The sequence below is a fragment of the Chitinophaga ginsengisoli genome (genome assembly GCF_003014595.1).
Taxonomy (GTDB): Bacteria; Bacteroidota; Bacteroidia; order Chitinophagales; family Chitinophagaceae; genus Chitinophaga; species Chitinophaga ginsengisoli.
On the sequence record NZ_PYGK01000016.1, the window covers coordinates 35,032 to 47,365 of the forward strand.

The window sequence follows — 12,334 nt, forward strand, 5'->3', positions numbered from 1 at the left end:
TTATTTACGAGTTAATAGATTGTTAATGATTTATACTTCCTGATTGATCAGATACATACACTATTGACAGTTTGTAATAGTCAATATCCCCGAAAAACTGATTTTCAGTTTTTGTTGGACACCGGATTGTTGTACCTCCCCGCTGTGAATGGCCGCAGCTTTTACAAGAAGCTTTGAATATTGTGGAATAAATGAGATTAATACGCAGTGAAAATTAGAATTATAAATACCAACTAGTTTGTATTGTTATTTACGGCTAAATCATTCATTTTTGTTGCAAGCTGCAGCAGAGACTTTCACCTCATTTATATTTTGAGTTCTTAGCAGCCTTTATCTTAAACATTGAGTTTTTGCACACTTAAATCTATATGCTTTTGGGTAGGTAATGAGTGACTGCACATTTTTTCATTTTATACTCATAACGATGAAAATGCCCCAATCCCTGACTTCCTGCTTTGTCGTTGCCTTGTTCTTTATAGGCTTAAATAGCACATCAGCTCAATCCTCCCTGCAAAAATGGATAAAGCAAATGAATGAGGCTGATTCCTCCCAGTTGCTCACAGATATGTATAATTTTCCTCAGACAGAAATCAGTTCTGTGGGAGATATAAAAGAAATGCTCCCATTATTAAGTCATCCTAACGCGTTTCTCCGCGCAGGAATGCTGATACAGCTGGGAGAAAGCCGACTCTTGCCTGATATCGTAATTCCTAAGGTACTCCCGCTAATTCAAGATAAAGACAGAATGGTGAGAGAACAAGCCATTATAACCTTGTCAAAGTATGATAGTTTGGCCACGGGACCTTTGGTTGAGCTATTAAGCAATGACCGTGTAATTGATTTTTCCATGCGGGTAGGAAGACATGGGCAATCCCGTGTGCTCCTGTCTGATCTTGCTATGATTGGACTGATCACCTGTAAAAAATTAGATCTTAAGCGACTTTTTGAAGAGGGACCGACCTCACGGGTTAAATATGTCCTTAAGCAGAATAAATATGTGCCAGTATCAGATATTTTGCCCTATTTGAATCCATCTAACAAACACTGTGAACTTGCGTTGTTTGCGCTAAAATACTTGGGGACAGCCGGAGACGAAGCCATACCTAAAGTTGAACGCTTAGCCTTATCGAAGGACTCGTATATACGGGAAGAGGCGCTCACAACGCTGCCTCATTTAGGTACGCAGGCATTACCAGTTATTACCAGTATTTTAAAGGAAAAGAAAAATTCGGTAAAAGAAATGGAGATACTGATTTCCGAACTTCGATATTTTGGAATAGACTATCTGCCCCTATTGTCTGACTATATTTTAAGTAGTAGTAATAATATCAGCTTGCGTATACGGGCCGTGGAAGTGATCTCCGATATCGGACATTTTACCATCCCTGTTGCAAAAAGTTTGATCAGCCTACTGCTTAACAGAAATGCAGAATTAGCAGAAGCTGCGGCTAAAGCCTTATATACTTTTTCGGACGACGACCTTGTAAACTATGGTCCAACACTGGCTCCTTTGCTTATTCCGGGGCTGTCAAGTTCTAATAAGGAGATACAGAGTGATGTGGCCCGTGTGCTCAGTAACATGAAGGATTTGGGAATATATGGAGACACAGCTGTTATAACGATGCTAAAGGCTTTTGATCATCCGCGGTTTCAAAAAAGTTCCCCACGAGGTGATTTTGATAGTGATAGACAGCCGCCGGAACAATTTATACATGCCATTGGAAAAATAAAAATGTCACAACACTCCATTGTGCTCCCTCTTTTTTCAAAGATGCTGTCCGATAATAAATATGAAGATCTTCAACCTGCAATAGTTGAAACATTAGGTGAACTGGGAAACATTGCTTCCCCATTAGTCTCTCTTATGTTAAAGAGCTCCGTTGATCGTAAGAAGGTCTTTGCTTCCTTAGCCCATATAAAGCCTGTAGGCGTAGATAATCTCATTACCATAGCGTCAGACAGACTTGTTAAGGACAGCATCAGAGTTTTGGCATTAGATGCTCTCCAGAATATCGAAAGCAGCGATTCGAGAATCCATACTGTCCTCAAAACAATGCTCTCTGCTAATAATAATTCAACAATTTTCCAAATTGCAATAGCTAAAACAATCCTGCTACTAGGCTTCCAGGACGACATGGCAGAGCAACAACTGCGGCATTCATTTACCTGTAAAAATATTGATGGGCATTCCGACTTTTTTTACTCCGATAAAAAAGTAAATGTTAGTGTACTGCATCGGCTTTATGCTACAGCAGACAGATGTTTTAGGCTTAGACTACTTTCAATGTTATGGGAGGCGGGTGCCAATCCGCTGGTGGATGAAATAATGATGGAAGCACTTAACGATGAAAATGAAAACATCAGAGAAGAAGCAGGTGAATTATTACTGAAATCTGATCAAAAACATCTACTGGGCTTGATAATGGACAGGCAATTATTGGTTCGCTTAGCAAGGCTCATAAAGGGAGAATTAAATACAAAGCGTGATTTTGCTAAATGGAAAACTACAGAAACCGGAGGGTATAGCGTCACTCAGCCCATTCTTCCTGCTTTTGGCTTATTGAGAATGGTTGGCCCTCAAGCCAAACCATTATTACCTCTATTGGCCCCCCTTTTGAACCACTCAAATCCTGATCTTAGACTGGAAGCCATTGAAACCATCGGAACCATTGGTATAGACACTCTGGGAATCTCCACGACTCTAAACCAACTACTTACAGAAAATGACCGTCGCATACAGATTGAAGCAGCGAATGCTCTAGCTATGCTTCAACCTGAGCAGCAGTTTTCTAATCCTGCATTTTTAGCTGTTTCCATTAGTATAGGCGTGAACAAATACTTTTTCACACTCTACAACGACATTGCTGATGCATTTAGACCCTCTGATCTGGTATCCGGACCTGGACGAATCATACTGCCACCATTCCCCTGGCCTCCTCCTAAATACGCGCATAAGGCGAAATTCGGGGTAGAGATTCCACTACAGCTTATCGGCACTCCATCTACTACACTTTCGGCCGTTCACCTTAAATTAGTAAAGGCTCTAACCAGCACTGACCCCTATTTTGAACAGGGCCTTTTTGGGGTGCCTGGCGGCTTTGCTTTGCTTGCCAAAATGGAAAGAATCAACGAAGACGGTGTACCGATGCCAGGAAGGTTCAGATGGGTAATGGGGAAAATCCCGCCCAGATCTTTGACTGATTACATAGGCCAGCTTTTCTTCGAAAATGTCGGTTATTTTAGAATCATTGCCTTTGTCTTTACAGAAGAAAGCAATTTTGGTTCCAGCGATAAGCAATTACCAGATATTGTCAACGGTGGTCATGAATTGCCTGCGGAATTGGTAGACAAGAAATTGGAAAATGTGAATGGCTATGTACTGGTCTATTCCTTCAAACGCGTCAATGGCGGTAGCCTCAAGAACAATGAGCAGGGAAGTGCGTTGAATCACCTGATTGCCTCTGGCGTCTATAATAATATGTCCCATTAATTGCTAAAATAAAACGTACTAAATGAAAGAAAATACTTCTCTGGAAATAGCCAGGAACAGATTGGCTAAAATATGGTTTATCGGAAGTGGCGTGCCATTCCTGATTCTCGTTGTTCAGTCGATCCTTGGAAAATATGCAGACAAAGTGAAAGAGGCCTTCACTTGGTTTATTCCGACAGTATTTCCGACGCTGACATTGATGATTAGTGTAATAGGCGCCGCAGCTCTTATACCAAAGGAAAACAGGGTTATCAGGACCAGTTTTTTAAAGTTGACCGTTGGTGTCTCAATTGCATATCTCGTCATTCTTTCCCTGGTTTTGTTTTTACAGCCATTCGGCAACTTTGAAGATCCCATTGAACTGTTTTCTATGTCCAATTTCTTCATCACACCTATTCAGGGTGTGGTAGTGGCTGCATTAGGGTTCTTGTTTACGTCTGATCAACCCCGTGACAAGCCGGAATGAGTCATCGTGTCCCTGCACCTGCTGTATGCTGTTAACGGCAGCCTTGTTACTGAGATCAGACTGCAAGAGGCATTTTGCTAAAACCAATGGTATATTTTGATTTATGGATAGGTCCCCCCTCATTTCCATAATATCCCGTTTTTTAATAATAATATAAATCCTTCCCTAAATTATATAACAAATTCTCCGATATTACCCCTACTTTTGTCTCAGATGAAAAAGCTATTCACACTCATACTAGCTATTCTTTACATGGGCTCCTCTACCGGCGCTACCTTCCACATGCACTACTGCATGGGAAAGCTGGTAGAAGTGAAACTATGGCATAAAGAAGCCCAGAAATGCAGTAAGTGTGGCGCTGAACCCAAGTCAGCATGCGCTAAAAAATGTTGTAAGGACGAACATAAAACAGTGAAACTGGAGAAAGACCAGAGAACTGCCGAAAATATCCTTCCTTTTATACAGTTACCTGCTATTTTCATTCCTGTTACTTATTGCGAAAGTCCGGAAGTATACACGCTCTCCCTACAGGAAGAGTTCCCGGTAACCAATGCTCCGCCACGAAGTAGCAAGGTACATACACATATATTGAACTGCACATTCCGCATCTGATAACCCCCTCAGGCGTACAACTCTTATCTCCTTATCTGTACGCTTATTATTCCCACATATCATTTATCTGATGTCAGGCAGTAAGCCTGGATTAATTGTCTGCATATGCCCTTATCCTGCGCATATGCGTTGAAACGCACCTGTATGGTACATAGAATAATAGAATGGTCCTTACGCAACCGGTTCATCGTGTTGTTAATGGCTGCAGGCTTATTTGCCTGGGGAATCTTTGCGGTAAGGAAGAATCCCATAGATGCCATCCCTGATCTCTCAGAAAACCAGGTGATTGTATTTACTGAATGGATGGGCCGTGGTCCGCAATTGATAGAGGACCAGATCACCTATCCGCTGGTAACAAACCTGCAGGGATTGCCGCGCATTAAATACGTACGTGGTACATCCATGTTCGGCATGAGTTTCATCTACGTGATATTCAACGATGATGTCGATATCTACTGGGCAAGGGAACGGGTGCTGGAAAGACTAAGCACTGTTACCCGCTCTTTACCCACAGGTGTTACGCCCCAGCTGGGACCTGACGGTACCGGCGTCGGACATATACTATGGTATACCCTCGATGCTCCTGATATGGACCTGGGAGAACAACGCGCCCTGCAGGACTGGTATGTAAAATTCGCCTTACAGAATGTAGAAGGCGTTAGTGAAATCGCCTCCTTCGGCGGATTTCAGAAGCAGTACCAGATTACAGTAGATCCTAACAAACTGTTGTACTACCGCTTGTCGGTGGCAGAGGTGATCAATGCCGTACGAACGAACAATAATGAATCTGGTGGCCGTAAGTTTGAGTTAAGCGATATCGGTTATATTATTAAAACATCCGGCTACTTAAAATCCGTCGCTGAAATAGAGAATATTCCTGTTAAAACCCAGAATAGCATTCCCATCAGGATAGCGGACGTTGCCACGGTGCAGATGACCGGTGAAACACGTCTCGGCATATTCGATCAGAATGGCCAGGGAGAACGTGTAGGTGGTATTGTGGTAATGCGCTATGGTGAAAATGCAGACGCTGTTATCGACAAGGTAAAAGCGAAGATGAAAGAAGTGTCCAAAGGGTTTCCTCAGGGTGTGAAGTTCGACATCATATATGATAGGGGCGCGCTGATCAAGGAATCAGTAGATTCCATCAAACGTACCCTGATCGAGGAAATGATTGTCGTATCAGTGGTGGTGATCATCTTCCTTTTCCACTGGCGCAGCGCACTAAGCATCATTATACAGATTCCTATCACATTGGCTGCCAGTTTCATTCTGCTGAATGCCTTCGGTATTTCTTCAAATATCATGTCGCTGACAGGTATTGCGCTGGCTATCGGTGTGATAGTCGACAATGGGATCATTATGAGTGAGAATGCTTACAAACACCTGTCAGAAAGATATGCCGTGTGGCAGGAACAACAAAAAAGTAAATAACATGAGTTGGTTGAGCAATAAATTTAAAAGATCACCGGAATGGATCACGGAGGAAGAGCGCTTAAAAGTGATAGAACAATCCAGCAAGCAGGTATCCCGTGGGGTATTCTTTGCGACGATCATCATTATCACTTCTTTTCTGCCCGTCTTTATGCTGACAGGGCAGGAAGGTAAACTCTTCCATCCACTAGCATATACAAAGACGTTTATTATGATCGTGGATGCCCTCCTTGTCATCACACTGGCGCCGGTACTCATCTCTTTTTTCATGAAGGGAAAGTTCAGGCCGGATCATGATAACCCGGTCAACAGGTTATTGGAACGGGTATATGAGCCCATTATCAATATAGTATTAAAATGGCGTAAGACAACAATTGCCGTCAATGTCATCGCGCTGGTGATCACCATTCCCTTACTGAAAAGCCTGGGCAGCGAATTTATGCCTCCACTTGATGAACAGAGCATCCTCTTCATGCCGGTAACGCTACCTGATATTTCCAATGCAGAAGCGAAACGCATTTTACAGGTACAGGATAAGATCATCAAGTCTGTACCTGAAGTAGATAAGGTACTGGGGAAAGCAGGACGCGCCAGCACTGCTACGGATAATTCTCCCATCAGTATGATAGAAACCATTATCATGCTGAAGCCTAAATCACAATGGCGCAAAGGCAAGACGAAGAAAGACATCATCAATGAACTGGATGCCAAACTACAGATACCAGGTGTGGTGAATGGCTGGACACAGCCTATCATTAACCGTATCAACATGCTGGCTACCGGTATCCGCACAGACGTAGGCGTAAAAATATACGGTCAGCAGCTTGACTCTATCGCACTTGTATCAGAGCGGGTAAAGCAAGCCCTGGAAGGAACGCCCGGCATCATGGACCTCTATGTAGAACCTGTCACTGGCGGAAAATACCTCAGCATTGATGTACGCAGAGCTGACCTGGCCCGTTATGGCCTGAGCGTAGACGATGTAAATCAGACTGTGGAAACAGCCCTGGGGGGCGCTCCTGTGGGGAACACGATAGAAGGCCGTCAACGTTTCTCTATCAGTGTACGGCTGGCACAGGATTACCGGAACAGTGTGGAACGTATCAAGCGTATTCCCATGATGTCTCCTGCTATGGGCGAAGTGCCTTTATCGGCTGTTGCGGACGTGAAATTTACCGATGGTCCTCCCATGATCTCTTCCGAAAATGCCATGTTGCGTGGTGCTGTGTTGTTCAATGTGCGTGGCCGTGACCTGGGCAGTACTGTGAAGGAAGCCATTCATAAAATGAGCCAGGCGAAAGGTGTATTACCTGCCGGTTATTACCTGGAATGGAGCGGACAATACGAGAACCTAATCCGTGGTCAGCAAACCCTGATGTGGATTGCACCTATCGTACTGCTGATCATTTTCTTCTCCCTCTATTTTGCTTTCAGATCTATCAGGGAGGCTTTCCTGAGCCTGATCACCGTGCCTTTTGCACTGATCGGTGGCGCTTATATGATCTATTTCTGGGGAGTAAATCTCTCGGTAGCAGTGGCCGTAGGGTTTATTGCATTGTTTGGTATAGCAGTGGAAACCGGTATTGTAATGGTGATCTATCTCAATGATGCCATGCAGCAACTCATAAAGGAGAAAGGCAATTCCTCACAAACCATCACGAAAGAAGATCTCCGAAAACATGTGATATACGGTGCCGCCAAACGGTTACGGCCTAAACTGATGACAGTATGCGTGTCGTTGTTTGGTCTTGTGCCGGTATTGTGGGCAACCGGCGTAGGTACGGATGTAATGAAACCAATCGTGCTGCCAATGATCGGTGGGGTGCTCACTTCTTCCACACATATACTGCTGGTAACGCCGCTGATCTTTTTAATGACGAAAGAATATGAATTACGCAAGTACGGAAAATTAGAGATCCATGAAGTACATCACTAAATATATCATGTATATGCTGTTACTGCTTCCCGCCGCTGTGTCTGCACAACAGGCGCCGGTGCTGACGCTGGACAGCATTATACAAAGGGTTGACAGGAATAATGTATTGCTGCAATCCTACGGACTGAAAGCCGAAAGCTACAAGTACAGCGCCGACGCAGCCACCGCCTGGATGGCGCCTATGGTAGGAGTGGGCACATTCATGACACCCTATCCCGGCCAGAAAGTAATGGACGAAAGGGATAAAGGAAACCTGATGCTGCAATTGGAACAGGATATTCCCAATCCGGCGAAACTCAATGCCAAAAAACGTTACATCGCTTCACAGGGTGATATTGAACTGGCTACAAGAGACATCACCCTGAACGATTTCAAGGCAAGAGCAAAGCTGCTTTATTACAACTGGTTAGTGGCCCGGCAACGCATTACAGTACTGGAGGAAACAGAGAAGATCATGCAGACAATGAAGAAGATAGAAGAAGTGAGGTTCCCCTACAATCAATCGCAGTTAAGCGGTGTATACCGTGCTAACGCAAAGATTGAAGATAACCGGAACATGATCCGTATGCAGGAAGGTACCATTGCCAAAGCAAGGTCCTGGCTCAATAGTCTCATGAATGCACCAGGCAATGAGTCCTTTGAAATAGATACTACCTACGAGCCGCGCTTTATGCCGGCGGCCTCTTATGATACCAGTAGCCTGTCTGCCGTAAGAAAAGATATCGTCAGGATGGATGCCAATATCCACTCCATGCAACTGAATATTGAAAGCATGAAGCGGGAAAGGAAACCCGACTTCAGGATACGTTTTGATCATATGTCCCCCCTCGGAGATATGATGCCAAAGGCTTACAGCGCTATGGGCATGGTGAGCATACCTATTGTTCCCTGGGCTTCAAAGATGTACAAGTCAGGCATAAAATCCATGCAATACAATGTACAGGCGATGGAGAAAGAACGATCAGCAATGCTGCAGGAAACACAGGGCATGTTGTACGGCATGCAGTACGAGATACAGACGATGCAGAAACGTATTGCTACCATGGAAGAAAAGGTGATCCCTGCCTTACAGCAGACGCTCGATGCCAATTTCCTGAACTACCAGGAGAATAAGCTGGCGTTGAGTAATGTGATCGACTCCTGGGAGGCGCTTGCTATGATGCAGACCAACGTACTGGACGAAAAATTAAAACTCTACGAAATGATTGTCGATTATGAGAAACAGCTATATCGTTAGTATCATACTGGGAATATCTTTCATCCTGTCAGGCCTGACGGCCTGTAAAAACGGGACCGATAAAGCGATGCACGCAGGTCATGCGCAGCACCAGTTGTATACCTGTCCTATGCATCCGCAGGTGGTGAAAGATCAACCAGGGCAATGTCCGATATGCGGAATGGACCTGGTGCTGAAAGACGCTAACAAAGAGTTAGTGGTCGACAGCAATATCGCCGGACTGACCAAACCGGTGAATGAACACGTCATTGCCAGCATCCCTGCCATCACGGCTGAAAGTGGTACCCGTATTTATTCGTCTGAAGTGAACGGTGTGATCACTTATGATACCCGTCATCAGACAAGTATCGCCAGCAAAGTTGGCGGACGGGTAGAACGGTTATTGATTAAATACAACTATCAGCCAGTAAGGAGGGGGCAATTGATCATGGAGATCTATTCTCCCGATCTGGCTGCGGCACAGAGAGAATTATTATTTGTAGCCAGGAATAGTCCTGAAATGCTTTCCGCTGCCAAACAACGTTTACAGTTGCTTGGTATGCAACCCGCACAGATAGCACAGGTGTTGCAATCAGGCAATGTATTATATCGTGTGCCTGTATACAGTAACAGTGATGGATATATCCTGGAAAAGTCTGCGCAGTCACAGGCTGTTGCTCCTTCGGCTATCGCAGCTCCTGCTGCCTCCTCGGGTGAGGGTATGGGTGGTATGTCAGGCGGTGGAACGACACCGGCGGCAACCAGTACTGCGCCCGCAGCTTCGCCTGTATTACTTCGTGAAGGGCAATATGTAAACGCAGGACAGTCTTTATTCACCATCTATCAGGCAAGCGGTTTAGTGGCGGAGTTTGCCTTCACACCACAGGTGGCTGCCAAGATTAAAAAGGGCCAGAAATTGTTGTTTTATCCCGTTAATAACAAGACGGCCATGCAGCCCGGCAATATTGGCCTGATAGAACCTGTATTCCGTAACGGTCAGAACTTCACCCTGGCCAGGATATACCTGCAGGACAGCCATTTCCAGGTAGGAGAATTGATGACTGCAAATATTCCAGTGATCTATACCGGTGGCTTCTGGTTGCCTAAGAAGGCGGTATGGCAATTGGGGAACAAGTCTGTTGTCTTTAAAAAGGAGCATAACACCTATGTACCCGTTGAGATAGTAGCAACAGCAACAACCGGTGATATGATACAGGTGAGTACAGATATCAGCGACTGGAGAATAGCGGCGAATGCATCTTACCTGGTAGACAGTGAAAGCTTCATCGAACTAAATAAGAACGTGCAACAATAGCGATATATGGAAAGAAAGAATTTCATCAAAACAGTGATAGTTGCTGCAGTCGCACCAGCCTTGCTGCTGGCCGCCTGTAAGGAAGCTGCTCAGAAGAAGCCGGCTGTAGTGCAGCAGCAGACTTATACCTGTCCCATGCATCCACAGATAATACGGAACAAACCAGGTACCTGCCCCATTTGTGGTATGGACCTGGTGCCTTTTGATAAAAGTAACAAAACTGCTTCCCTGACATTGGGAGAAAGTCAGATACAGCTGGCCAATATCACTACCATGACAGTAGGAAGTGCTGCCTTGTCTGACTATAAGCAGCTAAACGGCCGGCTGGTAACCGATCCTGAACAGACAGCGGTGATCTCCAGCAGGGTGCCTGGACGTATAGAAACGCTCTTCATAAAGGAGACCGGTGTGAAAGTAAATAAAGGGCAGCCCTTATATCGCATTTACTCAGAACAATTGGCGTCCCTGCAACAGGAATACCTGCTGGCAGCTGCACAGGTAAAACATTTTCCCGATGATGCCCGCTTTCAGCAGATAGAAAAGGCTGCCAGGCAAAAGCTGGTATTGTATGATCAGTCAGACAGGCAGATCAGTCAGCTGGTACAATCCGGTAAGACGGATCCTTACGTGACTTATGCGGCTACCATAAGCGGAATAGTGTCTGAGTTGTCGGTATCCGAAGGCCAATATGTAGCAGAGGGAAGCGCCATCATGCGACTGGAAGGATATAATCAGCTGTGGGTAGAAGCGGATGTCTATCCTGCAGAGGCGTCTGCTGTGGCCGTTGGGCAGTCTGTAAAGGTGGTGGTTTCCGGTTGGGAAAATGATCCTCAGACGATGACGGTTGCATTTATCAACCCGGTTTTACAGAGTGGCAGTCAGCTGATGCAGATCCGTGGAACCGTACCGAACCCGGATAACCGCTGGCAACCCGGATTACAGGCGAATATTTTCCTCCCGCTAAAAAGCAGTGAAGACGTATTAAGCCTGCCTGTGGATGCCGTGATCAGAGATGGTAAAGGCGCACATGTCTGGATTGAAACAGCCCGCGGAAAATTTGAACCGCGTAGAGTGACAACCGGTATGGAGAACTTTGATAAGGTAGCCATCAGCAGCGGATTGGAAAGCGGTGACAAAGTAGTCATCACCGGCGCTTACCTCTTGTATTCGGAGTTTGTGCTGAAGAAAGGAGCAGACCCTTTGGCCGGTTTATAGTAAACGATAATTAAATAATGATATTAATCCATTCAATAAAAACAACACTAATGAAACAATTAATCAGAGCAGCATTCCCTGTATTGGCAGTTATTTTATTTGTAGCATGCAATAATAATCCTGCAACTGCAAAAGGCGAAAACACAACAGATACCATACCCCATGGAGGCCATGATCATAGTCACATGAGCGAAAGTAGTGCACCTGCTGCTGTACAGCTGAAAGATGATAAGCTGAACGCAGTATACCAGCATTATATACATCTCACCACAGCTCTTATCAATGGCGATGAAGCCGAAGCGAAAATTGCCAGCAATGCTATTGAAGCAGGTGCTGCAACTGTTGACGGTGGTAAAACGCTGGGAGCATCTGCCGCTAAGATAACTGCCGCGAAAAATATCGATGCACAAAGAACAGCATACGCTGCTCTCAGTAGTGATTTTATTTCACTGGTGAAGAAATCCGGGTTAAATAGTGGCACGCTATACGTTGACTATTGTCCGATGGCAATGGAAAGTAAAGGTGCTTATTGGATAAGCTCCAATGAAGCTATAAAGAACCCTTATTTCGGAGAAAAGATGATGACTTGCGGGGAAGTAAAGGAAACGCTGAAGTAATATAATAGCAGGTATTGTAATCCAGTCACTTTA

At 44.9% G+C, this 12,334-nt stretch carries 9 protein-coding genes; all 9 read left to right on the forward strand.

Annotated features, from left to right (window positions below; genetic code table 11):
* Nucleotides 1–424 precede the first annotated feature (424 nt).
* Nucleotides 425–3,490: a HEAT repeat domain-containing protein gene (locus CLV42_RS27350; RefSeq protein ID WP_146154494.1), complete on the forward strand. Its 3,066-nt coding sequence runs from the start codon at nt 425–427 to the stop codon at nt 3,488–3,490.
* 22 nt (nt 3,491–3,512) lie between these two features.
* The gene (locus CLV42_RS27355) at nt 3,513–3,956 is read left to right on the forward strand and encodes a hypothetical protein (protein WP_106605126.1); all 444 of its coding nucleotides are present in this window, start codon (nt 3,513–3,515) and stop codon (nt 3,954–3,956) included.
* Nucleotides 3,957–4,169: 213 nt separating this feature from the next.
* On the forward strand, nt 4,170–4,568 hold the full coding sequence (locus CLV42_RS27360; protein ID WP_146154495.1) for an HYC_CC_PP family protein: 399 nt from the start codon (nt 4,170–4,172) through the stop codon (nt 4,566–4,568).
* 144 nt (nt 4,569–4,712) lie between these two features.
* Nucleotides 4,713–6,002, forward strand: a complete 1,290-nt coding sequence (locus tag CLV42_RS34465) for an efflux RND transporter permease subunit (protein ID WP_106605128.1) — start codon at nt 4,713–4,715, stop codon at nt 6,000–6,002.
* Between the two features lies 1 nt (nt 6,003).
* A complete protein-coding gene (locus CLV42_RS34470; protein WP_106605129.1) occupies nt 6,004–7,938 on the forward strand; it encodes an efflux RND transporter permease subunit in 1,935 nt (644 codons plus the stop codon).
* The gene (locus tag CLV42_RS27375) at nt 7,922–9,175 is read left to right on the forward strand and encodes a TolC family protein (RefSeq protein WP_106605130.1); all 1,254 of its coding nucleotides are present in this window, start codon (nt 7,922–7,924) and stop codon (nt 9,173–9,175) included. The genes CLV42_RS34470 and CLV42_RS27375 overlap by 17 nt, the downstream gene beginning before the upstream one ends.
* Nucleotides 9,153–10,469, forward strand: a complete 1,317-nt coding sequence (locus CLV42_RS27380; RefSeq protein ID WP_106605131.1) for an efflux RND transporter periplasmic adaptor subunit — start codon at nt 9,153–9,155, stop codon at nt 10,467–10,469. Before CLV42_RS27375 ends, CLV42_RS27380 begins: the two co-directional genes overlap by 23 nt.
* A 6-nt stretch (nt 10,470–10,475) precedes the next feature.
* Nucleotides 10,476–11,684: an efflux RND transporter periplasmic adaptor subunit gene (locus CLV42_RS27385; RefSeq protein WP_106605132.1), complete on the forward strand. Its 1,209-nt coding sequence runs from the start codon at nt 10,476–10,478 to the stop codon at nt 11,682–11,684.
* A gap of 50 nt (nt 11,685–11,734) precedes the next feature.
* Entirely contained in the window at nt 11,735–12,301 is a 567-nt protein-coding gene (locus CLV42_RS27390) for a DUF3347 domain-containing protein (RefSeq protein WP_106605133.1), read from the forward strand.
* Nucleotides 12,302–12,334: the final 33 nt, after the last annotated feature.

Bases quoted from the DNA above. Each gene is read 5' to 3' on its own strand.
- CLV42_RS27350 (WP_146154494.1), top strand. From the start codon at position 425: ATGAAAATGCCCCAATCCCTGACTTCCTGCTTTGTCGTTGCCTTGTTC.
- CLV42_RS27355 (WP_106605126.1), top strand. From the start codon at position 3,513: ATGAAAGAAAATACTTCTCTGGAAATAGCCAGGAACAGATTGGCTAAA.
- CLV42_RS27360 (WP_146154495.1), top strand. From the start codon at position 4,170: ATGAAAAAGCTATTCACACTCATACTAGCTATTCTTTACATGGGCTCC.
- CLV42_RS34465 (WP_106605128.1), top strand. From the start codon at position 4,713: ATGGTACATAGAATAATAGAATGGTCCTTACGCAACCGGTTCATCGTG.
- CLV42_RS34470 (WP_106605129.1), top strand. From the start codon at position 6,004: ATGAGTTGGTTGAGCAATAAATTTAAAAGATCACCGGAATGGATCACG.
- CLV42_RS27375 (WP_106605130.1), top strand. From the start codon at position 7,922: ATGAAGTACATCACTAAATATATCATGTATATGCTGTTACTGCTTCCC.
- CLV42_RS27380 (WP_106605131.1), top strand. From the start codon at position 9,153: ATGAGAAACAGCTATATCGTTAGTATCATACTGGGAATATCTTTCATC.
- CLV42_RS27385 (WP_106605132.1), top strand. From the start codon at position 10,476: ATGGAAAGAAAGAATTTCATCAAAACAGTGATAGTTGCTGCAGTCGCA.
- CLV42_RS27390 (WP_106605133.1), top strand. From the start codon at position 11,735: ATGAAACAATTAATCAGAGCAGCATTCCCTGTATTGGCAGTTATTTTA.